General features: G+C 60.7%; 23 protein-coding genes. 11 read left to right on the plus strand and 12 right to left on the minus strand.

Translation table 11 applies throughout. The annotated features are described in order from the left end of the window. Positions 1–60: 60 nt before the first annotated feature. The 4 genes from I6L49_RS12210 to I6L49_RS12225 all read right to left on the minus strand — a co-directional run bounded on the left by I6L49_RS12210 (position 61) and on the right by I6L49_RS12225 (position 4,886). The gene (locus tag I6L49_RS12210) at positions 61–1,257 is read right to left on the minus strand and encodes an ABC transporter permease (protein WP_216949633.1); all 1,197 of its coding nucleotides are present in this window, start codon (positions 1,255–1,257) and stop codon (positions 61–63) included. Next, complete coding sequence (locus I6L49_RS12215; protein ID WP_216949634.1) at positions 1,257–2,411, minus strand: ABC transporter permease; 1,155 nt, start codon at positions 2,409–2,411, stop codon at positions 1,257–1,259. Before I6L49_RS12215 ends, I6L49_RS12210 begins: the two co-directional genes overlap by 1 nt. Continuing rightward, positions 2,411–3,415, minus strand: a complete 1,005-nt coding sequence (locus I6L49_RS12220) for an HlyD family secretion protein (RefSeq protein ID WP_216949635.1) — start codon at positions 3,413–3,415, stop codon at positions 2,411–2,413. The genes I6L49_RS12215 and I6L49_RS12220 overlap by 1 nt, the downstream gene beginning before the upstream one ends. 73 nt (positions 3,416–3,488) lie before the next feature. Beyond that, positions 3,489–4,886, minus strand: coding sequence for a TolC family protein (locus I6L49_RS12225; RefSeq protein ID WP_162632563.1), 1,398 nt, complete (start codon positions 4,884–4,886; stop codon positions 3,489–3,491). Between the two features lie 292 nt (positions 4,887–5,178). On the opposite strand from I6L49_RS12225, the gene dusB reads away from it, so the two are divergent. The 6 genes from dusB to I6L49_RS12255 all read left to right on the plus strand — a co-directional run bounded on the left by dusB (position 5,179) and on the right by I6L49_RS12255 (position 10,165). Beyond that, entirely contained in the window at positions 5,179–6,144 is a 966-nt protein-coding gene (dusB, locus tag I6L49_RS12230) for a tRNA dihydrouridine synthase DusB (protein WP_019445016.1), read from the plus strand. Between the two features lie 26 nt (positions 6,145–6,170). Then, positions 6,171–6,467, plus strand: a complete 297-nt coding sequence (gene fis, locus I6L49_RS12235) for a DNA-binding transcriptional regulator Fis (RefSeq protein WP_005309538.1) — start codon at positions 6,171–6,173, stop codon at positions 6,465–6,467. A gap of 112 nt (positions 6,468–6,579) precedes the next feature. Continuing rightward, complete coding sequence (locus I6L49_RS12240) at positions 6,580–7,461, plus strand: DMT family transporter (protein WP_216949636.1); 882 nt, start codon at positions 6,580–6,582, stop codon at positions 7,459–7,461. A gap of 258 nt (positions 7,462–7,719) precedes the next feature. Continuing rightward, entirely contained in the window at positions 7,720–8,538 is an 819-nt protein-coding gene (locus tag I6L49_RS12245) for a DUF3100 domain-containing protein (RefSeq protein WP_005339140.1), read from the plus strand. Beyond that, a complete protein-coding gene (locus I6L49_RS12250; protein ID WP_005349183.1) occupies positions 8,535–8,984 on the plus strand; it encodes a hypothetical protein in 450 nt (149 codons plus the stop codon). The genes I6L49_RS12245 and I6L49_RS12250 overlap by 4 nt, the downstream gene beginning before the upstream one ends. After that, on the plus strand, positions 8,984–10,165 hold the full coding sequence (locus I6L49_RS12255; RefSeq protein WP_216949637.1) for a M20 family metallopeptidase: 1,182 nt from the start codon (positions 8,984–8,986) through the stop codon (positions 10,163–10,165). The genes I6L49_RS12250 and I6L49_RS12255 overlap by 1 nt, the downstream gene beginning before the upstream one ends. A gap of 88 nt (positions 10,166–10,253) precedes the next feature. Here I6L49_RS12255 and I6L49_RS12260 read toward each other — a convergent pair whose 3' ends face one another. From I6L49_RS12260 to I6L49_RS12295, 8 genes are all read right to left on the minus strand, one after another. Next, positions 10,254–11,213 carry a LysR substrate-binding domain-containing protein gene (locus I6L49_RS12260; RefSeq protein ID WP_158110216.1) on the minus strand — a complete coding sequence of 320 codons (960 nt, stop codon included), beginning with the start codon at positions 11,211–11,213 and terminating at the stop codon, positions 10,254–10,256. A gap of 135 nt (positions 11,214–11,348) precedes the next feature. After that, complete coding sequence (locus tag I6L49_RS12265; RefSeq protein ID WP_158110215.1) at positions 11,349–11,975, minus strand: LysE family translocator; 627 nt, start codon at positions 11,973–11,975, stop codon at positions 11,349–11,351. A gap of 103 nt (positions 11,976–12,078) precedes the next feature. After that, on the minus strand, positions 12,079–12,573 hold the full coding sequence (gene ilvN, locus I6L49_RS12270) for an acetolactate synthase small subunit (protein ID WP_005311605.1): 495 nt from the start codon (positions 12,571–12,573) through the stop codon (positions 12,079–12,081). Between the two features lie 91 nt (positions 12,574–12,664). Further along, positions 12,665–14,383, minus strand: a complete 1,719-nt coding sequence (locus I6L49_RS12275; RefSeq protein ID WP_005339146.1) for an acetolactate synthase 3 large subunit — start codon at positions 14,381–14,383, stop codon at positions 12,665–12,667. A gap of 390 nt (positions 14,384–14,773) precedes the next feature. Continuing rightward, on the minus strand, positions 14,774–14,926 hold the full coding sequence (locus I6L49_RS12280; RefSeq protein ID WP_005341188.1) for a hypothetical protein: 153 nt from the start codon (positions 14,924–14,926) through the stop codon (positions 14,774–14,776). Between the two features lie 37 nt (positions 14,927–14,963). Next, positions 14,964–16,073 carry an MJ1255/VC2487 family glycosyltransferase gene (locus I6L49_RS12285; protein ID WP_204480134.1) on the minus strand — a complete coding sequence of 370 codons (1,110 nt, stop codon included), beginning with the start codon at positions 16,071–16,073 and terminating at the stop codon, positions 14,964–14,966. Beyond that, a complete protein-coding gene (locus tag I6L49_RS12290) occupies positions 16,070–16,573 on the minus strand; it encodes a phosphatase PAP2 family protein (RefSeq protein WP_216949638.1) in 504 nt (167 codons plus the stop codon). The genes I6L49_RS12285 and I6L49_RS12290 overlap by 4 nt, the downstream gene beginning before the upstream one ends. Before the next feature lie 126 nt (positions 16,574–16,699). Next, on the minus strand, positions 16,700–17,320 hold the full coding sequence (locus I6L49_RS12295; protein WP_005349170.1) for a TetR/AcrR family transcriptional regulator: 621 nt from the start codon (positions 17,318–17,320) through the stop codon (positions 16,700–16,702). Positions 17,321–17,728: 408 nt separating this feature from the next. Here I6L49_RS12295 and leuA point away from each other — a divergent pair, with 408 nt between their 5' ends. From leuA to I6L49_RS12320, 5 genes are all read left to right on the plus strand, one after another. Further along, positions 17,729–19,291, plus strand: coding sequence for a 2-isopropylmalate synthase (leuA, locus tag I6L49_RS12300; RefSeq protein ID WP_101531614.1), 1,563 nt, complete (start codon positions 17,729–17,731; stop codon positions 19,289–19,291). A gap of 56 nt (positions 19,292–19,347) precedes the next feature. After that, positions 19,348–20,433 carry a 3-isopropylmalate dehydrogenase gene (gene leuB / locus I6L49_RS12305; protein ID WP_216949639.1) on the plus strand — a complete coding sequence of 362 codons (1,086 nt, stop codon included), beginning with the start codon at positions 19,348–19,350 and terminating at the stop codon, positions 20,431–20,433. Between the two features lie 33 nt (positions 20,434–20,466). Continuing rightward, entirely contained in the window at positions 20,467–21,864 is a 1,398-nt protein-coding gene (leuC, locus tag I6L49_RS12310) for a 3-isopropylmalate dehydratase large subunit (protein WP_216949640.1), read from the plus strand. 12 nt (positions 21,865–21,876) lie between these two features. Further along, positions 21,877–22,476 carry a 3-isopropylmalate dehydratase small subunit gene (leuD, locus tag I6L49_RS12315; protein ID WP_216949641.1) on the plus strand — a complete coding sequence of 200 codons (600 nt, stop codon included), beginning with the start codon at positions 21,877–21,879 and terminating at the stop codon, positions 22,474–22,476. A 117-nt stretch (positions 22,477–22,593) separates the two neighbouring features. Further along, the gene (locus tag I6L49_RS12320) at positions 22,594–23,523 is read left to right on the plus strand and encodes a hypothetical protein (RefSeq protein ID WP_005358183.1); all 930 of its coding nucleotides are present in this window, start codon (positions 22,594–22,596) and stop codon (positions 23,521–23,523) included. Positions 23,524–23,526 lie beyond the last annotated feature (3 nt).

The raw sequence follows: 23,526 nt of genomic DNA on the forward strand, positions 1-23,526 counted from the left end.
AGGGCTGACCGTTTTCACTTTACCGCACACGCCATCTCACGGGCGCTTGCGCCATCCCGCTTAACCGGCGGTCGTTTCACCCTGCACGACTGACGGGCGAGCAACCGGCAGCGACCGCTGCCGCCAACGCAGCAGCAGGCAAGCCAGCACGCCGTAGAGCAGCGCCAGTCCCCATAGCTGCCACCAGTAGCGGGCAACCTGCGCAAAGTCGGCCCCCATCTGGTTAAGGCGCAGAAAACCTTCGATGGCCGGGATAGTGGGCACCCACTGAGCCAGCCAGTTGAGGGGCGCCGGGATCAGCTCGAGCGGCCAGATAAAGCCCGCCAGAAAGACCAGCGGCAGGGAGGAGATCAACACCACCTGGGTTGGCAGATCACGTCGGGTAAAGATGGCGCCCAGCACAATCCCGAACCAGCAGGTCGCCAGCAGGAATGGCAGGGCGAACAGCCAAAGCTGCACAGGGTCAGCATGGCGAGCGATGTTGTAGTGATCGAAGCAGAAGCCGAGGAAGTAGCTCACCGGCAGCAGGAACAACCCCGCCAGCACCAGGGTTCTGGCCAGCAGCAGCGGCAACACCGGCGCGCTTTGCCAGTAACCATGCTCGCCGCGGCAGCTGCGCTGGTTCTGGGTCGCCCCCAGGATCCCCGCCCCCATCAGCAACACCTGATGGAGGATCAGCACGAACACCGCCGGCACCACGTAGTTCACATAACCCATGGTGGGGTTGAACACCGGTACCACGTTGAGGGCCACCGCATTCCAGCCCATGGCCGCTTGTGGCAGCGCCTCGCCGTGGCTCAGCAGCCGCGCCACCTTCACCTGGGCGGCGAGAGTGCCACCGGCCTGCGCCAGTCCTTCGGCAATGGTGCCGTAGACCAGAAAGTAGGAGGCATCACCGGCATAGCTCAGGGTGACGCTCTTGCCCAGCATCAGATCCCGATAGAAGTGGTTGGGGATATGCAGGATGCCGCTCGCCTCCCCGGCCATCATCAACTGACGCGCCTCGGCCAGCGAATTGGCTCGCGCCACCAGCTTCACCTGCGGCGTGGCATCGGCCATAAACTCCAGCTGACGGGACAACTGACTGCCATCTTCGTTGACCACCACCACCGCCTCTTCCCGCGGCAGCTGATGCAGATAGGGCTGGGGATAGAGAAACGAGTAGAAGATCACCCCGCCAAACAGGGTGAGCATGATGGCGCGATCCGCCAGCAGGGTGCGCAGCTCGAGGCGCAACAGATCGACAAATCCCAGCATCACTCAGGCTCCTTCTCGGCGACTGCCACTGCGGCTGATTGACGGGCCAGCTCGGCCTGCTGCTTGTAACGGCGCACCACCAGCAGCAGGGGAAGCAGAAACAGCAGCAGAGCCCCCAGTTGCGGCAGCGCCGATGCGAGCGGCAGACCGTAGTTGCTCTGACCAATCTGCAGCTCGACATAGTGAGAGACCGGCAACAGGCTGCGCCAGAAGCGGGCGAAATCCCCCATGGCGCTCACCGGAAAGGTGACTCCCATAAAGGCAAAACCGGGCGCCGTGTAAGCCCCCGCCAGCGACAGGGCGCGGGCCGGATCCCGGATGATGCCGTAGAAAAAGGCCCCCACGGTGACGCAGGCTGCCGAGGCCAGCCCCAGACCCACTACCAGCACCAGCCAGCTGCCGTGCATGGGGTAGGAGAAGCCCTTGAAGAGCAGCAGCGTCCAGACTATCCCCCAACCCCAGCCAATCAGCACCTGGGGCAGCAGGGTGCGCCAGAGGCCAAACCAGACACCGCGCGTGGTCCAGTCCAGCCCCAGCCGATCGGTACGGGCCAGCGCATTGAGGCCGAACAGCACCACCAGGATCTGCCATACCGCAGGCAGAATGGCACTCAGCAGAAACTGGGCGTAGCTGGAGTTGAGGTTATAGAGCGCCGTTACCTGACTGCTGATGGGCACCGACTGCCCGAGTGCGCCGGGCAGCGCCTTGCCATCGGCCATCGACTCCAGCACGCCGACCTGACCGTTAAGGGTACCTACCACCTGCGCCAGCGCCGAGTTGACCAGCTTGGCGATCAGGATGAACTGGCCGTTGTTGAACACCGTCACCTGCGGCTGGGTGCCCTGACGGGCATCCCGCTCCAGATGGTTGGGGATCACCACCAGCGCATAGATGTCGCCGCCGCGCAGGGCGTGGGCACCGGTATCGATGGAGTCAAACTGTTGCGCCACCTTGAGCCCGGCCGAGCCATCCAGCGAGAAGGCGAGCTGGCGCGAGAGCACGCTGTGGTCGAGATCCACCAGCCCTACCTTGAGGTCGCGGGCCAACCCTGCCGAGAAGATCCAGCAGAGGATCGCCATCAGCAGCAGCGGCACCCAGCTCATCAGGGCACGACTGAACGGATCCTGCCACAGCAGCCGAAATTCACGTCCCATCAGAGTTCAACCAGCACACTCATGCCAACCCGCAGCCCCTCAACCGGTTGCAGCGGGCGAGCCTCCACCTGGAAGCTCTTCATATCGAAACCCTGACGGGTATCGGTGGCGCGCCAGGTGGCGAAATCACCCATCACGGCCACATGAGTCACCTTGAAGCGCACCATCTGATCGCCAAGGCCCGGGATGCGGGCATCGAACTCGGTACCGACCGGGAAGCGGGGCAGCAGATCCTCGCGAACGTGGAACTGGGCCCAGGCATCGCTCATGTCGAGCAGGGTCACCACCGGGAAGCCTTGCGGCGCCAGCTCGCCGCTGCGCAGCAGCACCTGACTTACCTCGCCGGAGTGAGGGCTAACGATGCGGGTATCGGCTAGATAGGCTTCAACCTCGGCAACAGAACCCGCCGCCATCTTGGCCTTCTCGCGGGCAGCGATCTTGGTCTCTTCCCGCGCCCCTTCCAGCGCCATCTGGTACTGCTGCCACGCCATCCCTTCGCTGTAGCGGGCGGCTTGCCAGGCGGTCCAGGCCTCATCGCGTTTTTGCAGCGGCATTACGCCGTCGCGGTGCAGGCTGGCCACCCGCTCATAGGTCTTGCCGCGCAGGGCTGCGGCGGCCTTGGCTTTTTGCCACTGATCCTTGGCAGCGGCGATCTGCTGGGCTCGGGCCCCCTTCTCCGCTTCTTGCGCCATGGCGCCCGCAGCCGCCTCACCCGCCTTGGCCTGGCTCAACTTGGCTTCAATCTCGGGGCTCGCCAGGGTAAAGACCAGTTGATCCTTGGTCAGCTGATCGCCCTTTTTCACCAGCACCTCGTCGATGCGGCCCGGCACCTTGGAGGAGACCGAATATTGCTGCGCTTCAATCTGCCCTTGCAGATGCACCGGCTCCGGCTGATAAGCGAGCCAGAAGCGCCAGCCGAGCCACACCACCAGGATCACCAGCGCCAGCGGCAACAACAGCGGTTTACCCTGGCTCATCTTCTTTTTGATGGGGGGATGGCTCATCACTTCACCTCGACAAACGGGCGACCCTTGGCGGTCGAAACAGACATGAAAAAAGGAACAGACAGGGCCGGGATCATGAGTTCACCTCGATCACCTGACCATGCTGATATTGATTGAAACTGTTCATCTGGCCGGAGAGCGCCAGCAGGCGGGCCAGCGACACCACATATTGATAGGCCGCCGCTGCGCGCTGGGTCTTGACCCCCGCCAGCTGGTTTTGGGCATCCACCACATCAAGGGAGGTAGAGAGCCCCTGACCGAAGGCCTTGTCCCGCAGCAGCACGTTCTCCTCTGCCAACGCCTGAGTGGAAGAGAGGGATTGATACTCCTCCAGCCCCTGCGCCGCTTCGCGCCAGGTCTTCTCAACGAGCAACTCCAGATCCTGACGGGTCTTGGCCTGCAGCAGATTGACCTGCAGCTCGGCGCTCTTGGCTGCCTGCACCGTCTCGGAACGGCCATCGCGACTCACCAGCGGCATGCTGACACCCACCCCCACCAGCCAGTCCGGCGCGGTCTTGGAGGCGAGCGAATCATCTTCATAGAGGTTGTAGTTGCCGAACAGGAACACCTCGGGGGCATATTTGCCCTGCTCGACCCGGATCATCCCCTTGGCCTGCTCCTTCTTGGCAGTGAGCAGCTTGAGACCGGGGTGCACCTCCAGGGTCTGGCTCACCAACCCCTCGAGGCGCGGCAGCTCCTTGTTGACGAACAGGCCGCTGCCCGGCTGGGCATTTGGCAACTTCAGCATGCGGCCGAGGGCCAGTTCGGCGATCTCGAGGCTGCGGCGCGCCTTCTGGGTATCGATGCGGGCCCGATCATAGGCCGACTGGGCGGAGAGACGCTCCACCCTGGCTATCTGCCCCTGCGCTTCGAGCTTCTTGGCGTGATCCAGATGGTGGGCCAGTCCCTCTTCGATCTCCTGTTTGGTCTGCACCACCTGAGCAGCCAACACCACACCGAAATAGGTTTGGGAGAGGCTCTCGAAGGTGGATTGCTGCTTGAGCACCAGCAGCTGCTGCGCCTCGCTCACCTGCGCCTGGCGGATATCCTGCGCCGCATCGATGCGACCACCGGCAAACAACGGCCAGAGCATCTTGACCGAGCTGGTCACCACATTCTGTTTGGTCAGGGGGGTGACAAATGCGTTGGCCCCGACCCCGAACAGGCTGCCGAGTGCCAGGATAAGATCTTTCTGCTTGGCCAGCGGATTGAGATCGAGGGCATCAAGTTCAATCGGCTGATCAAGATGGGTATAGCTGGCCCCCAGATCCACCTTGGGCAGATACATATCCTTGGCCGCCTCGCGCAGCTGCTTGGCCCGATCGACCCCGGCCTGCTCGGCAGCCAGCCCTTCATCCTGCTGGATGACCCGGGTCCAGGCTTCACCGAAGCTGATAGTTTGCGCCTGCGCCGACCCCAGCACGGCCCCCATCAGACACGGCCAGAGTGATTTAATGAACCTTGACGTCATAGATCCCCAATCCGCTTTTGTTGCATAAATGTTTGGAGCATTTGCTCGACTTAAGCCCGCTATCATAACGCAAAGCGGGCCTGCAAGTGGACTGACAATTATGCAGGCGTCCGACCCGAATGGTACAGCGATCAGTCTCCGGCAATCTGGCCGTTTTTCAATAACTCCAGAATTTGCAAGCCTTGGCGCGACGTTTTTTTCAGAAAAAAATGGCTGACGCTCAAATACTAACCTTTTCTCCTGCCTAAAAAATGCGTAATATACGCCGCCCTAAGCCGATGGTAACCGTGGAATGCAGATAGGTCCCCACACGCTTGAAACTCCCTTGATTGTGGCTCCCATGGCCGGTGTAACTGACCGACCATTCCGTGAACTTTGTTTGCGATTGGGGGCTGGCATGGCCGTTTCCGAGATGCTGCTGGCCAACCCGGATGTCTGGGATACCCAGAAAACCCGGATGAGGATGGATCACTCTGCAGAAGGCGGATTGCGATCGGTCCAGATTGCCGGAGCCGACCCCGAGATGATGGCGTTTGCTGCCCGCTACAACGTGGAGCAGGGCGCACAGATCGTCGACATCAACATGGGATGTCCGGCAAAAAAAGTGAATAAGAAGTTGGCAGGTTCTGCCCTGCTGCGAGCCCCCGATCAGGTCAAAGCAATTTGCCGGGCCGTGGTGGATGCAGTGGAGGTGCCTGTCACCTTGAAGATCCGCACAGGATGGGATCCGGATAACCGCAATGGCGTGGAGATCGCCCGAATCGCCGAAGATTGCGGTATCGCGGCCCTTGCCGTGCATGGTCGTACCCGTGCCTGCCTCTACAAGGGCGAAGCGGAGTACGACACGATCAGGGCGATTAAGCAGGCCGTATCGATTCCTGTTGTCGCCAATGGTGACATCAACAGCCCGGAGAAAGCCCGGTATGTCCTCGACTATACCGGTGTCGACGCCGTGATGATCGGCCGAGCTGCGCAAGGACGACCCTGGATTTTCCGGGAAATCCGTCATTTTCTTGAGACGGGCACCAAGCTGCCGCCTCCCGAGAGGGAAGAGGTTCGCACCCTGATGAACGAGCATGTAACCAACCTGCACCGGTTTTATGGTGCATATCTGGGAGCGCGCATAGCCCGTAAACACGTGGGCTGGTATCTGGATGAAGAAGAGACGGGCCGAGAATTCCGTAAGCACTTCAATGCCCTGGATTGCGCAGACGCGCAACTTGAGGCACTCGAAGCGTATTTCGATGGATTAGGTTAACAAGATAACTAAAGAGCCGACCGAATATGTTCGAACAAACCCTGACTTCTGATGCATTGGTAACAACTACTCACAATCACGCTGCCGAGCCGACCCAGCGCCCCCTGCGTGACTCTGTGCAACAGGCCCTGCGTAACTACCTGGCCCAGTTGAACGGTCAGGAAGTGATTGATCTGTACGATATGGTTCTCTCCGAAGTCGAAGCGCCGATGCTGGACGTGATCATGCAGTACACCCGTGGTAACCAGACTCGCGCTGCCGTGATGATGGGTATCAACCGTGGCACCCTGCGCAAGAAGCTCAAGCGTTACGGCATGAACTGATTGCTGGCCGCGAGCCGCGACGGCGGTTCAAGGCAGATGCGAAAGGCGCCAGGTAGCAATACCTGGCGCCTTTCCTTTATGCTCTCCCCTCCATTTTACCATGGCGACCCCGATGAACCGCACTCCCCTGCTGCTGATGGTACTGGTCACCCTGCTGGCCGCTGCCGGCTGGCTCTTCTCGAAAGAGGCGATCCGCGAACTGCCCCCTGCCGCCTTTATCGGCAGCCGCTTTCTGCTGGCGGCGCTGCTTTTGCTGCCCTTGGCCTGGTTGCGCGAGCCACTGCCGAGCCGAGCCCAACTGGTGCGCGCCGCCGGCTGCGGCACATTGCTCGGTGCCAGCCTGCTGCTGTGGGTCACCGCCATCAGCCAGAGCGATGCTCTGGGCAGCGGCGCCTTTATCATGAGCGTCGCGACCCTGATGGCCCCGCTGGCCGCATGGGGAGCCTTTCGGGCCAAACCCGGCCGCCACTACTGGCTCACCCTGCCCATCGCCATCGCCGGTTTGCTGCTGCTCTCCAGCAGTACCCACTGGGGCGTGTCGCTCTCGCTGTTCTGGTTTCTGGCGGCGGCCACCACCCTCGGCATCCAGCTTGCCGTCCATCGCCACTTCGCCCAATCCATTGCCCCGACCTGGCTCACCTGCATCCAGCTGGCGATGACCGGCCTGCTCGGCACCCTGCTCTCACTGCTGACCGAACAGTGGCCCGAGGCTGGAGTCAGCCACGGCATATGGGGCTGGTTTGTGGCGAGCGTCTTGATCGCCACCACATTGCGCTACTGGCTGCTCACCCATGCATTGAGCAAGATGACCACCGCCCACGCCGCCCTGATGATGCTGCTGGAACCGGTCTGGACCCTGCTGCTGAGCACCCTCTTCTACAACGAACCCCTCGGCGGCGCCAAACTGGCCGGAGCCGGACTGGTGCTCGGCGCCCTGGTGCTCTACCAGCTCCCCCTGCTGCTGCGCAGTGCACGGCTCAAAACGCCCGTCTGATCCGCGTCACCGCCCTGCGGGGCGGTGTCACCATTTCCCTCCTGTTTGCTTATCTTGTCCTGCCAATGCTGACGTTCTGTTAACGGCCTTTAACCCTTGGTATCCAGAGGGTTAAAGGGCATACCCCATGAAAAAATGCCATATGGCCAGCTTGATGAAGGTCACATACCTGCCCCTCTTAGCCCCCTATGATGCCCCCATCATCGGTCTGGACAACCCTGACGATGGCCACACATGGGAATAACAAGAGAAAAGACTATGCAGCAAACCAGCCCCCTCAAGACGGTCACGGTCAGCATATTGGCAACCGCCATGCTGATCTTTGTGGCCCAGTACCTGATAGGCAAACAGGAGATCAAGATCGGCATCGCCATCATCCCGATCCTGCCAATGCTCTTTGCCGTCATCATCGGCATGATTGTCTCCGCCAAACCGGTCAAGGATCGCATCCCCGGCTGGAAACAGCTCTTCACCGAAAAAGAAGAGGGCTTCTGCGGCAAGATGGTGGGCTTCAGCCTGCTGATCCTGGGTACCCAGTACGCGGGGATGATCATCCCCAACCTGAAGATGATCCTGAGCGTCGGCGTGCCGCTGTTCCTGCAGGAGATTGGCAACCTGCTGCCGATCCTGATCGCCATTCCGTTGGCGGTGAAGTTCGGCTTTGGCCGCCGCGCCATCGGGGCCTGCTCCTCCATCAGCCGTGAGCCGTCCGTTGCGGTAATTCAGGGCAAGTTCGGCACCGGCTCTCAGGAGTACATCGGTGTGCTGGCCATCTACCTGTGCGGCTCCGTCATCGGCACCCTCTGGTTCAGCGTGCTGGGCAGTATCGCCCCGCTCACCGGCCTGCACCCGCTGGCACTGGCCGCCGGTTCCGGCGTGGGCTCAGGCTCCATGCTGAGTGCCGCTTCCGGCGCCCTGATCAACGGTCTCGACGAAGCACTGGCTCAGCAGGTGCTGAGTATCGCGGCAGCCTCGAATCTGCTCTCGTCTGCCCTCGGCGCCCTCTCCCTTACCTATCTGGGTCTGCCGCTCGCTGAAAAAATCTATGCCCTGACTGCCAAAGGAGAGAAAGCATGAAAAGCATCGTAATGGATATGCGGTTCGTCTTTCTGGCGATCCTGCTGGCCATGTTTACCCAGACCCTGACCACCGGCACCCCGCTCTGGCTGATGGGTGACAGCTTCGTCGCCATGTCGCTGGTGGTGTTCGCTTCGCTGATTGCCAAGCGCTATCTGCCCTCCTCCCTGCCGGCGTTTGCCTATGCCACCATCATCGGCATTCTCATCTGCCTGCCGGAGACCCCGGTGCGCGGCCTCTTTATCGACGCCGTAGCCAAGATTTCCTTCCTCTCCTGCTGCGTACCGCTGCTGGCCTTTGCCGGTCTCTCGGTGGGCGGTCAACTGGAAGAGCTGAAGAAGATGTCCTGGAAAGTGATCCTGATCTTCATGATCGTCTCCACCTGCTGCTTCTTCGGCGCCTCGCTGGTGGCCCAGCTCGGCTTCTCCATCCAAGGGATCATCTGATGAACAACATCCACATTGAACCGGCCCTGCTGGCCCTGCGCGACTTCAGTCAGGAAGTGCGCCACCATCTGCACACCATTCCGGAAGCCTCCGGCGTCGAGTTCAAGACCTCGGCCTACTGCCGCGAGCTGATGGCAGGCTTTGGCTACCGTCTCACCGACTACCCGGGCTTCACCGGTTTCCACGGCGATCTGGTGGTTGACCCTGTGCTGCCGACCATCGCCTTCCGTGCCGACATGGATGGCCTCGAGATGCACGACATGAGCGACGTTGAGTTCAAGTCGACCCACGAGGGAATGGCTCACAACTGTGGTCACGACTCCCATATGGCGATCTCCCTGACCGCAGCCAGGTTTCTGGCAGCCAACCGCGATCGCCTGCAGTACAACGTCCGCTTTATCTTTCAGATGGCGGAAGAGGATATGCGGGTACCGGGCGCCGAGAAGATGGTCGAACTGGGCTGCATGAAGGGGGTGGACGAGGTCTATGCCCTCCATAACGACGGCGCCATGGAGACCGGCACCATCAAGTTCAACAACGGTGTGATGTCCTCCTGGGGCTCCGCCTGGACGCTGGATGTGCATGGCATCTCCGCCCACGGTTCCACCCCCCACAAGGGGCTGGATGCCATCCGCGAAGCGGTGCGGATCATCGAGGATATGGACTACATCGTCGCCAAGCGCACCAGTCCGTTCAGCCCGGCCGTATTTGGCTGCGGCATGATCAACGGCGGCACCATCCCCAACGCCATCGCCGACCATGTGCAGGCACGCGGTACCATCCGTGCCATGGATGCCGAGACCGACCAGATCCTGAAGAACAGCTTCAAGGAGATCGTGGCCCAGAGCGAACTGCGCGGCTTCAAGACCAAGATGGTCTATGCCGGGTATCCGGCGGTCGAGAACCACGCCGATGCCTGCGCCCGTCTGCTGCAAGCGGCTGCCGATGTCTTGCCCTCCGAGGGGATCAACGCTCAGGGTCAGCCGATGACCGGCAGCGAAGATTTCAGCTACATGGTCAACGCCTGCCGTGGCCGCAAGGGGGCTATGTTCTTCCTCGGCAGCGGCTGTCAGGCCAAGGGGATCTGCAACTACCTGCATGCAAATCCCTACTACCTCGATGACGACTGCCTGCTGGTCGGAGCCCAGATCTTTATCAATCTGGCGACCCGCAGCGCTTAATCACGCATCCAGAGAAACAGAAGAGAGGCCAAGGCCTCTCTTTTTTTATCTCTGCATGTTTGCTCTGAGCGCGGCAAACAGCCTGCGGCTAGAGCCACGGCAACTCCGCCATATTGGCAGTCGGCGGCTGATTGATCAGATGAAGTTGCACCGTCTCCCGGCTGATATGGGGGGCGTAGAGGTGGATAAAGTCATACATGTAGTCACGCAAATGGGCATGCTTGCGCAGGCAGATGTGGGTGGCGCTCGAGGCGATCAGGTGGTCGATGTTGAGGCTCACCAGATCCTCCCTGTCTCCCTCGTCGAAGGCCACGCTGGCAATCACCCCGACCCCCATCCCGAGCCGGACGTAGTGCTTGATCACATCGGTATCGGTGGCGGTCAGCACGGTTTTCGGCGAGAGGCCGTGGCGGCTGAAGGCCTTGTCCATCTTGGAGCGGCCGGTAAAGCCGAACACATAGGTGATGAGGGGATAGCGGGCCAGATCGGCCATCGAGAGCGGCTGGCAGTCGATCAGCGGATGAGCGTGCGGCACCACCACGCTACGGCCCCAGCGATAACAGGGCACCGCAGCCAGCTCGTCGAACAGATACATGGACTCGGTGGCGATCGCCATATCCACATCGCCGCTTTGCACCATCTGGGCCAGTTGGGCTGGTGCCCCCTGATGGAGCTGGATCGCCACATCGGGATAACGACGGCTGAACTCGGTGATCACCGCTGGCAGCTTGTAGCGCGCCTGGGTGTGGGTGGTGGCGATACGCAGCACCCCGCTGGTGGCCAACTGCTCCCCGAGCGACAGCTGGTTGATCTGCTCCACCTGCGCCACCACACCCTTGGCCAGCTCCATCACCTGCTCGCCTGCGCTGGTCAAGCCGACCAGATTCTTCCCCTTGCGGGTAAAGAGGGCGAGCCCCAGCTCATCTTCCAGCATCTTCATCTGCTTGCTGAGGGTTGGCTGGGAGGTGTAGAGCTTCTCCGCCGTCGCCGAGATGTTGAAGTTGTTCTTCACAATCTCGGTAAAGTTCTTGAGCCGGGCGATGTTCATCTGGGCAAGGGATCTCGCTGCTGCGGCCAGTGGGGCTGACCTGAAAAAGAGAGAGCGGGGCTGGCCCCGCAGCTGACTGCCGACCATACCACAGCGCGGTGCACGATAATCTGCCTCAGGTCAGAAAGCGGCGAGCTAGTCGCTGGCGAGCTTGATCCCGAGCCCGACAAACAGGGTGCCAATGCCCCGGTTGAGCCAGCGACCAAGACGCTGTGACAAGCGTACCCTGTGGCTGGCATAGACGGTGGTAAAGACCAGCAGGTGACACCAGATGATACCGCCCAGATTGAAGATGCAGCCGAGCAGGATAAAGGCGAGCGCCTTGTCGGGGGCATCCGGCGCGATGAACTGGGGCACAAAGGCGAGGAAAAAGAGCGCCACCTTGGGGTTGAGCACATTGGTCAGCACCCCTTGCCGGTAAATCTGGCCATAGGAGAGGGCGGGTAAAATAGCCCCCCTCTCCATTGCTCCTGTTGCCTGCTGGCGCAGCAGGGAGAACCCCAGATAGATGAGGTAGATGGCGCCAGCCAGCTTGATGAGGGCAAACAGTTCGGCCGAGGCGCTGAGCAGGGCCGACAGACCGAGGGCCGCCGCCAGCACATGCACCATGACACCTGTGCCGATGCCCAACGTCGCGACCGAACCGGCACGCCACCCTTGCGAGCCACTGCGCAGCATGACCAGCAGGGAGTCCGGCCCCGGCATGATATTGAGCAGCAACCCCGAGACCATAAACAGTGCAAGATCATGAATACCGAACATCCCCCTCCCCTCGTAAAGAAAAACCAAACAAAAAGGGCTCCGCAGAGCCCTCTTTTCTTTCACTCTGCGGCAGCTGACGTGTCATCAGCTGTCCCGCCAGCCATCAGGGCCGCAGCGCCTTGTCCGCCCGCGAGATGCCGCAGACGCCGGAGCGCACCACTTCGATGATCTCGTTGGTCTGGGCGGCAGTCTTGATAAAGGCATCCAGCTTCTCGCTGGTGCCCACCAGCTGCACCGTGTACTGCTCGGGGGTGACGTCGACGATCTGGCCACGGAAGATATCCGCCAGCCGTTTCAGCTCGTCACGGGCCCCACCGGCGGCGCGCGCCTTGACTAGCGCGATCTCCCGCTCGATATGCTCCCCTTCGCTCAAATCGCACACTTTGAGCACATCCACCAGCTTGTGCAGTTGCTTCTGGATCTGCTCCAGCACCCGCTCGTCACCCATGGTGACTATGGTCATGCGCGACAGAGTGGGATCCTCGGTCGGTGCCACCGTCAGGGTCTCGATGTTGTAGCCGCGCTGGGAGAAGAGACCCACCACGCGGCTCAGGGCGCCGGATTCGTTCTCCAGCAGTACCGAAATGATATGCCTCATGATATTTCCCCCGCCTTGCTCAGCCACATCTCGTCCTTGATGGAACCAAACTTGAGCTCCTTGAGCACGACCGAAATAATATGTTCCATCGTCAGGTTCTCTCCGTCTTGCTCAGCCACATCTCATCCATGGCGCCAAACTTGATCTGCATCGGATAGACGTGCTCATCCGGGTCGACCGAGATATCCATGAACACCAGCCGATCCTTCATGGCGAAGGCTTTCTCCATGGCGCTCTCCAGCTCGGCCGGATCGCTCACCGCGATACCGACGTGGCCGTAGGCTTCCGCCAGTTTGACGAAGTCCGGCAGGGACTCCATGTAGGAGTGGCTGTGACGACCGCCGTAGAACATCTTCTGCCACTGCTTGACCATGCCCAGCGCACGGTTGTTGATGGAGATGATCTTGATGGGCACCCCGTACTGCATGCAGGTCGAGAGCTCCTGAATGTTCATCTGCACCGAGCCATCGCCGGTGACGCAGCAGACCACAGCATCCGGGTTGGCAAACTGGGCCCCCATGGCGGCCGGAATGCCGAAACCCATGGTGCCGAGGCCCCCTGAGTTGATCCACTGACGCGGTTTGGCAAACGGGTAGTAGAGGGCAGCAAACATCTGGTGCTGGCCCACGTCGGAGGCAACGAACGCCTGACCCTGGGTCACCTTGTAGAGGGTCTCGATCACCTGTTGCGGCTTGATCTGGGTAGCCGACTTTTCGTAGGCCAGACAGTGACGGGAGCGCCACTGGTTGATCTGGCTCCACCAGTCCGCCAGCGCCTCCTTGTCGTTATCGAAGCCACACTCGCGGATCACTTCCAGCATCTGCTCCAGCACGGTCTCCACCGAGCCGACGATAGGCACATGGGCCTGCACCGTTTTGGAGATGGAGGTGGGGTCGATATCGATATGAACCACGGTCGCATTGGGGCAGAACTTGGCCACGTTGTTGGTGACGCGGTCATCGAAGCGGGCACCCACGGCGAAGATAAGATCCGCGTTGTGCATGGTCTTGTTGGCTTCGAAGGTGCCATGCATCCCCAGCATGCCGATGAATTGCGGATGGACACCGGAGAAGGCCCCCAGCCCCATCAGGGTGGTGGTCACCGGTAGATTCAGCAGCTCCGCCAGTTTGGTCACCAGATGGTCCGCATTGGCGTTGATGGCACCACCGCCCACGTACATCACCGGGCGCTGGGCTTCTACCAGCAGCTTGGCTGCCCGCTTGATCTGCCCTTTATGGCCAGACTTGGTCGGGTTGTAGGAGCGCAGGGAGACCGTCTCGGGATACTGGTAGGGGAATTTTTCTTTCGGGTTCTGCACATCTTTGGGCAGATCCACCACCACCGGCCCCGGGCGGCCGCTGGCAGCAATGTAGTAGGCCTTCTTGATGGCCTCGGGAATATCGCTCGCCTTCTTGCACAGGAAGCTGTGCTTCACCACCGGGCGGGAGATACCGATCATGTCGGTCTCCTGGAACGCATCCTCACCGATCATGCTGGTCGGCACCTGGCCGGAGAGGATCACCAGCGGAATGGAATCCATATAGGCGGTGGCAATACCGGTAATGCAGTTGGTCGCTCCCGGGCCTGACGTTACCAGCACAGTCCCCACCTTGCCGGTGGAACGGGCGTAACCGTCAGCCATGTGAACCGCGGCTTGCTCGTGCCGCACCAAGACATGCTCCATCTTGCCGTTTTCGAAGAGAGCGTCATAGATGTCGAGCACTGAGCCACCAGGGTAGCCGAAGACGTGCTCAACTCCCTGATCTTCCAGCGCTCTAACCACCATCTGGGCGCCTGATAACATCTCCATGATAAAGCCCTCCAGGCTTTGCTCCGTTTAGCGAATCCCGCCGACGATGCCGTGCTTCCCGGCACGGCCCGATCCGTTTCTTGTTGTTATCTGAATGCAGATCGGCCCAATTCAGCCCCGTCGACAGTAGAAAAAAAGGATTTTTCCGTCATTCACCCGAAAATAGGGTGAAAAACCAACTTAACCCGCTTCATAACGCTTGTCCACGGCTTTATCTGACCAGAACAGTCATACATTTCAACCGGCTATTAACATTCAATGACTTGCCGCAGCGACCATGAGACAAAAGGGAACGAAGTCGGGGAATGGCCAGCGGATCATTCCGCAGAGGGGAAAAACAGCCACAAAAAAGCCCACCGCTCAGCGATGGGCTTGATGCCGAATGATGACTCAGTTGTCCTGATCCGGCTCCGCCAACCAGATCTGCTGATCCGGATCGGTCTCTTCACTGACCGAAATGCTGACACCCATATCGAGCAACTCGTGCAGGGTGAGATTGTCAGCCAGGTTCATGACTTCGCCGTTTTCATTGGTAAAGCGCATTTGCTCCGTCCTCTCCTTGGTGGGATCGCCTTTCAGTCTAGTCAACAACGCTCACTTGCGATAACCAGCAACTGGATAAACAGTCGCCCCCATCCAGCTCGCTCAGGCGATCACTCACCTCCTCCGGAAACAGGGTGCGCGCCCAGAGCCGCCGTGACAGAGAGGCTACGCTCTCGTCGGCTCCCGCCGCCAGCCAGCGGGCCAGCTCCCCCGCTACATCGGGGTAGCAAACCGCCCCCGGCGAGGCGCTGTCGAGCCAGGTACGCACCAGATTGGCGTCGAGCACATCCATCAGGGTCGCCAGCCCCATCATCTCCAGAGTCTTGCCATTGGTCAGCTGTTCGAACTGGCCGCCGAGGGGCTTGACCAGCAGCTTCTTGCCGAGGGTGAGCGCCTCGGAAGCCAGCTCGAAACCCGCGTTGGAGATGACGCCGCGACAACCGGCCAACACGGCGATAAACCCGTGCCGCGATGGTGGTTCGAAGCGCAGGTTGCGCCATTGGCTGGGGGTGCGAATGGCGGGGTGAAAGCAGACGAAGCGTTGCTGACCAAAGCGCGACAACAGGGCGGCGATCGCCTCGGTCTGCTCGAACGGCAGATAGACCAGGATCTCGCCGTTATCCGGTGCGGTGGCAATGGGGTCGATCACCGGCGGCAGCAAAGGGTGACCGAAGTGAAACCAGTGCAGCCCGAGCGGCTGATCCACAGGAGCAAAGTGGCGCATCAGCTGGCGGCTGACCCCATCCTCCCCCCAGCGCGGGATGGGCCAGTTGAAGCTGGCCTGATGGCTGACGGTGAGGCTCGGCTTGCCATAGCGGCGGGCGGCATGGGCGGTCAGCGGCTCAAAATCGCTCACCACCAGATCGTATTCGCTGCAATCGAGAGACCGCAGATCCCGCCAGAAGGTAAGCGGCGAGGCGGCTTGCAGGGTGCGCCACGGAGAAACTCGCCCCTCGTGGCTGACAAAAGTGAGGCCGGGAAAGGCGCGGTAGGGGCCAAACTCCTCCATGTCGAAGTAGCGGTCGGCAGGGCGGCCGCTAAAGAGATAATCCACCTCGACCCCTGCCGTGCGCAGCGCCCGCGCCAGGGTGCGACTGCGACTGATATGGCCGTTGCCGGTGCCTTGCACCCCGAACAGTATCCTCATGAGTGGCTCCAGCTGAGCGCCAGCACGGCGCAACCGCCACCCAGCAGGGCACCGGCTACCAGATCGCTCAGGTAGTGTACCCCGAGCAGCAACCGGGATGCCCCCACCAACGCAGCCCAGCCAAACAGCAGGGGCGCCCAGAGCGGAAAGCCGGTGGCCAGTATGGTGGCCATCAGAAAAGCGGCGGCGGTGTGGCCGGAGGGGAGACTGTAACGATCGGAAGGAGTGATAAAGACCGGCAAGCCGACCGGCCGTTGCCGTTTCAGGCTGTTTTTCAGCAGCAGATAGAGGGGCAGTTCGATGGCGAAGGCTAGCAGCGCCAGTCGCACCAGCTCCCGCTCTGCCTCCCCCTGCCACCAGAGCAGGGCGGCCAGCACAGCGTAAAGCGGGCCATCGCCGGTGCGGGAAATGAGACGACTCACCCTCGCCTGCTGCCGGTTGTAGCCGTGAAGCAGGCAGACCCGGCACACCTGCATGTCCCATTGCTGGATCTTGTTCATATCCCCTCCTTCCCTGAATTCTGCTTGCAGAGTAAGAAAGCGGGATGACGTTACGTTGAACAAGGGATAACAGATTTATGAAAAAAGGGCCGAATGGCCCTTTTTAATCTCGATGTTTCGGCAAAATCAGTGGCTGCCGCGCAGACCGGTCTCCATCAGACGGCAGTTGTGGTCAGCCAGACGGGCCATGAAGTGCTCATCCACTTTCAGGCCAAACACCTGCTCGTAGAGATCTTTCATCACGAATGGCTGCCACATCATGCTGAGGAAGGAGATCTTCAGCATGTCGGGATCCAGGTTGTCACCCAGCTCGCCGTTGGACTTCATGGTTTCCAGCAGGGCATCGAACTGCGGCAGCTGACGTTCCAGCAGGCGGTTCAGCACAAAATCCCGGCCCGGGCTCTTCTCGGTTGACAATGCGCTGGAGATGGCCGAGGTCAGCTCGCTGTTGGGCGCCATCACCTGATAGTAGGTGTTGAGCAGCTCGTTGAGGCTGTGATTGCTGTGTTCATCTTGCCAGGCATGGTCGAGGGGCTCGGCGACATCGCCCAGCACCGCTTTGTAAAGACCCTCTTTACTGCCGAAGTAGTAGTGGATCATTGCCAGATTGGAGCCAGCAAGCTCCGCGATTTCGCGTGTAGTCACCTTGCTATAGGGAGTATTGAGAAAACGCTCACGGGCGGCAGCAAGCAACTTGTCACGAATGTCAGAACGTCCGACCGGACGACCAGGTCTACGTTTTTCCATTTAACACCTCAGATAATTCAGCCAATGCTGATAAGTCGATCTGGTTGTGCAGAGAATATAGCACAGCAGGAATGACCAGATAATCGGTCATGGGCCGAATATGGGACAAGGAAATTTGCAATCCTTTACAATCCGATTAAATACGTCAGCAGATTGCCCCTGACCTTCCGTGTTGACACAGCATAAAAATCTCGATATTGGTAAAAGCGTTATCGACTGGAAGGAATAACAACGTCATGCGTATCGCCACCCCGCTACTACTAATCTCCCTAATCGCGTTAACTCGCGCGGGATCCTTGTAGCCGGGCTAAGGCATAGCCGGAATTTACAAAAACCCGTGCACCCTGCACGGGTTTTTTTATGCCGCCGCAGGATGCACGTTACCGAACTTAGGAAGAGGGAAGTCACATGTCAGATCGGGTCATCATATTCGACACCACCTTGCGTGATGGTGAGCAGGCCCTGGCGGCCAGTTTGACAGTCAAGGAGAAGCTGCAGATCGCCCAGGCACTGGAGCGGCTCGGTGTCGACGTCATGGAGGTGGGCTTCCCGGTCTCTTCTCCCGGCGATTTTCAATCGGTGCAGACCATAGCCCGCCACATCAAAAACAGCCGGGTCTGCGCCCTCGCCCGCGCCCTGCCCAAGGATATCGACGCCGCCGGCGAAGCCTTGCGGGTCGCCGAAGCGTTTCGCATCCACACCTTTATCTCCACCTCCTCCATTCATGTGGAGAGCAAGCTGAAAAAGAGCTTCGAGGATGTGCTGGAGATGGGGGTCGGCGCCATCAAGCACGCCTTGCGCTACACCGATGACGTGGAGTTCTCCTGCGAGGATGCGGGCCGCACGCCGATCGATAATCTCTGCCGCATGGTGGAGGCCGCCATCAAGGCGGGGGCCCGCACCATCAATATCCCGGACACCGTGGGCTACACGGTGCCGACCGAGTTCTCCGGCATCATCCACACCCTGTTCAACCGGGTCCCCAATATCGACAAGGCGATCATCTCGGTCCACTGTCACGACGATCTGGGACTCTCGGTGGCCAACTCCATCGGCGCGGTGCAGATGGGAGCCCGACAGATCGAGTGCACCATCAACGGCATCGGCGAGCGGGCGGGCAACTGCTCGCTGGAAGAGGTGGCGATGATCCTTAAAACCCGCGCCGACCTGCTCGGGGTACAAACCAATATCCGCCACAGCGAAATTCATCGCACCAGCACGCTGGTCAGCCAGCTGTGCAACATGCCGGTGCAGCCCAACAAGGCGATCGTCGGGGCCAACGCTTTCTCCCATAGCTCCGGCATCCATCAGGATGGGGTGCTCAAGGCGAAAAATACCTACGAAATCATCACTCCCGAGAGCATCGGCCTGACCCAGAACAACCTCAACATGACCTCCCGCTCCGGCCGTCACGTCATCAAGCACCGGATGGAGTCCATGGGCTACGCCGAGAGCAGCTACGACCTCGACCACCTCTACGGCAAGTTCCTGACCCTGGCCGACAAGAAGGGGCAGGTGTTCGACTACGACCTCGAAGCGCTGGCCTTCTTCAGCCAGATCCACGAAGAGCCGGAGCACTTCAAGCTGGAGTACCTCGGGGTGCAGAGCGGCAGCTCGGTACTGGCCACCGCCTCGGTCAAATTGAAGGTGGGACAGGATCTGGTCTGCGAAGCGGCCACCGGCAATGGCCCGGTGGATGCGGTCTACCAGTGCATCAACCGCATCACCGGCTATGAGATCCGCATCGACAAATATGCCCTCAAGAGCAAGGGCGAAGGGGAAGATGCCCTCGGTCAGGTCGATATCGTCGCCGAGTACAAGGGGCGCAAATTCCACGGCATGGGGCTGGCCACCGACATCATCGAATCCTCGGCCCACGCCCTGCTCCATGTGATCAACAGCATCTGGCGCGCCGATCAGGTGGCCGAGCAGATGGAACGCAATAACAGCATCAAATCAGAAACCGTCTGAACAGGGCTCGGAACCAAACAGACGGCATGGAATGACAATATCAGGATGGAGAGTGTATGAGCAGTTATCGGATCGCAGTATTGCCGGGTGACGGCATTGGCCCTGAAGTGATGGCCGAGGCAATCAAGGTGCTGGAGAAGGTGCAGGCCCGGTTCGGCCTCGCCTTCGAGTATGATCACCACGACGTGGGCGGCATCGCTATCGACAACCACGGCACCCCGCTGCCGCAAAGCACCATCAAAGGTTGTGAAGCAGCCGATGCCGTGCTGTTTGGCTCGGTGGGCGGTCCGAAATGGGAACATCTGCCCCCCAACGATCAGCCGGAACGTGGCGCCCTGCTGCCCCTGCGCGCCCACTTCAAGCTGTTCTGCAACCTGCGTCCGGCCCGCATCTACACCGGTCTGGAGCAGTTCTCACCCCTGCGTGCCGACATCTCCGATCGCGGATTTGACATCGCCTGTGTGCGCGAGCTGACCGGCGGCATCTATTTCGGCCAGCCCAAGGGGCGCGAGGGAGAAGGGGCGAACGAGAAGGCATTCGACACCGAGGTGTACCATCGCTTCGAGATTGAGCGCATCGCCAAGATTGCGTTCGAGTCGGCGCGTGTGCGCCGTGGCAAGGTCACCTCCATCGACAAGGCCAACGTGCTCGCCTCTTCCATTCTGTGGCGCGAGGTGGTGACGCAAGTTGCCAAGGATTATCCCGATGTCGAACTTAACCATATGTACATCGACAACGCCACTATGCAGCTCATCAAGGATCCATCCCAGTTCGACGTGCTGCTCTGCTCCAACCTGTTTGGTGACATCCTCTCCGACGAGTGCGCCATGATCACTGGCTCCATGGGGCTGCTCCCCTCCGCTAGCCTCAACGAATCGGGTTTCGGCCTGTTCGAACCGGCCGGTGGTTCGGCCCCGGATATCGCCGGCAAAGGGATTGCCAACCCCATCGCCCAGATCCTCTCCGCCGCCCTGATGCTGCGCTACAGCCTGGGCCAGGAAGCCGCAGCTCAAGCCATTGAGCAGGCCGTGGCCCAGACCCTGGCCGAGGGTTACTTCACCGCCGACCTGCATCAGGCCAGCGCCCGCCATCCGGTGCAGAGCACGTCCGAGATGGGTAGCCAGATCGCCGCCCGGATCTGAGCCGCATAACAGAGAACAAGGAAGAGAGAAGCAATGGCCAAGACCCTCTATCAGAAAGTATTCGACGCCCACGTGGTACGGGAAGTGGAAGGGGAGACCCCCCTCATCTACATCGACCGCCATCTGGTGCATGAAGTGACCAGCCCGCAAGCATTCGACGGCCTGCGCGCCATGAATCGCCAGCTGCGCCGCCCGGATCTGACCTGGGCCACCATGGATCACAACGTCTCCACCACTACCAAGGACATCGCCGCCTCCGGCGAGATGGCCCGCATCCAGATGGAGACGCTGGCCGACAACTGCAAGGCGTTCGGGGTTCGCCTCTACGATCTCAACCACAAATATCAGGGGATCGTCCATGTGATGGGGCCCGAGCTCGGCATTACCCTGCCCGGCACCACCATCGTCTGCGGCGACTCTCACACCGCCACCCACGGCGCCTTCGGCTCGCTGGCGTTCGGCATCGGCACTTCCGAAGTGGAACATGTGATGGCCACCCAGACCCTGAAACAGGGGCGCGCCAAGACCATGCGCATTTCGGTCAACGGCAAGCTGGCGGAGGGCATCAGCGCCAAGGACGTGGTGCTGGCCATTATCGGCAAGGTCGGCCATGCCGGTGGTACCGGCTACGTGGTGGAGTTTGCTGGCGAGGCCATTGCGAGCCTCTCCATGGAAGGGCGGATGACGGTGTGCAACATGGCCATCGAGCTCGGCGCCAAGGCGGGCATGATCGCCCCCGACCAGACCACCATCGACTACATCCGTGGCAAGGAGTTTGCTCCCAAGGGCGAGGTACTGGAGCAGGCCATCGCCTACTGGCAGAGCCTCAAGAGCGATGAAGGTGCCCGTTTCGATGCCGAAGTGGTGCTGGACGCCGCCGATATCGCCCCGCAGGTCACCTGGGGGACCAATCCGGGTCAGGTGATTGCCGTCAATGAGCCGATTCCGGCGCCGGAATCCTTCAGCGATCTGATGGAGCAGCAGTCTGCCCGCAAGGCGCTCGCCTACATGGACTTGCAACCGGGCCAGAAGCTCTCAGACGTCGCCATCGACAAGGTGTTTATCGGGTCGTGCACCAACAGCCGCATCGAGGATCTGCGTGCTGCCGCCGCCATCGCTCGTGGTCGCAAGGTTGCCACTGGCGTGCAGGCGCTGGTGGTGCCGGGCTCCGAGCAGGTGAAGGCCCAGGCCGAAGCCGAGGGTCTGGACAAGATCTTCATCGAGGCCGGTTTTGAGTGGCGCCTTCCGGGCTGCTCCATGTGTCTGGCGATGAACAACGACCGGCTGCAACCGGGGGAGCGCTGCGCCTCCACCAGCAACCGCAACTTCGAAGGGCGTCAGGGCCGCGCCGGCCGCACCCATCTGGTGAGCCCGGCCATGGCCGCCGCTGCCGCCGTCACCGGCCGCTTCGCCGACATTCGCGCACTGTAAGAGGACATTTCGATGACAGGATTCAAACAGCATAAAGGGATCGTCGTCCCCCTCGACAGCGCCAACGTCGACACCGACGCAATCATTCCCAAACAGTTTTTGCAAAAAGTAAACCGCATCGGTTTTGGCAAGCACCTGTTCCACGACTGGCGCTTTCTGGACGATGCCGGCCAGCAGCCCAACCCCGAGTTTGTACTGAACCAACCGCAATTTGCCGGTGCCAGCATTCTGCTGGCCCGCGAGAACTTCGGCTGCGGGTCTAGTCGCGAGCACGCCCCCTGGGCGCTGGCCGACTACGGCTTCAAGACCATCATAGCCCCGAGCTTTGCCGATATTTTCTACGGCAACGCCATCAACAACGGCATGGTACCGGTGCGCCTGAAGGAGGAGGAGGTCGACACCCTGTTCCAGCTGGTGGCCGCCAAGCCGGGCATCGAGATCGAAGTGGATCTGGAAGCCAATCAGGTACGCGCCGGCAAACTCAGCTTCGGTTTCGAGATCGACGAGTTTCGCCGTTACTGCCTGCTCAACGGCTTGGATGCCATCGGCCTGACTCTGCAGCACGAGGCCGCCATCAACGCTTTTGAGGCGAAGCAGCCGAGCTGGATTTAACGCGCCAGTTGAAAAAAAACGAGTAGAATCAACAGGGAGCTTCGGCTCCCTGTTTTACTGTCCGCTACGCTTCCCACTTTGGGCCACCGGAACTGGCCCGTGCCACAGGAAAGGATGATGAAGAGACCGACGGCAATTCCTCTGCTCTGTGCCCTGCTGCTTGCCCTGCCTGCGGGGGCCAGCCAAACCAGCTTCAACAACAGCCTCGGCCAGATCAGCGTCGGCTGGCAGGATAGCGAAGGCAAACCCCAACAGCTCACCTACCGGCTCGAACAGGGCAAGTTGCCGCCTCTTATCGCCTATCGCCCGGCGAGAATGCAGGAGGAGGTATTGCAGGTGTTGCTGCGGGAGGTGCGCCAGAACTACCCCGAGGTGCAGTTCACCCTCGCCCGCCCCTCGCTTGAGCTGCATCTGAAAAGCCGCAATCAGGACAAGGCGCGCGAGGCGATGGCCTTTCTGCAGTCCAAGCGGAGCAAAGAGGAGCAGGCGTGGCTGACCAAACACTACTTCCAGTACTTCAACACCCCCGACGGGCAGCTGGCGGTGAAGCAGGACCATGTGCGCATCGCGCTGGAGAGTCGCAGCGGGCTGGCTCCGCTGGCGGATCAACTCAAGCAGCAGGGCAGCACCGAAACGGAAGCGCGCCAGAAGACCGTGGCCCATATGCTCACCTTTATCCAGAGCATCCCCTATCAGCAGCTCGATAGCCTGAATGGAAGACAGGGCAAGGGCTTTCTCCCGCCCCGTCAGGTGCTGGAGCAGAACCGGGGGGACTGCGACAGCAAGGTAACCCTGATGGCCGCCATGCTGGCCCAACTCTTTCCCGAGCTGAAACAGGCCATGGTGTTCGTCCCCGGCCATGCCCTGCTGGCTGTTGACCTGCCCGCCAAGCCGGGGGATGTGACCCTCAACTGGCAGGGGCAGAACTACCTGCTGCTCGAACCCACCGGTCCCGCCACTTTGCCTGCGGGCCAAATAGCATCGACCAGCAAAACGCTGGTCGATAGCAAGCAGTTGAGTGTGCAGCCGGTTCAGGAAAAAGGGTAATCC

Origin of the sequence: Aeromonas sp. FDAARGOS 1419, assembly GCF_019047045.1 — a bacterium.
Lineage (GTDB): Bacteria > Pseudomonadota > Gammaproteobacteria > Enterobacterales > Aeromonadaceae > Aeromonas > Aeromonas veronii.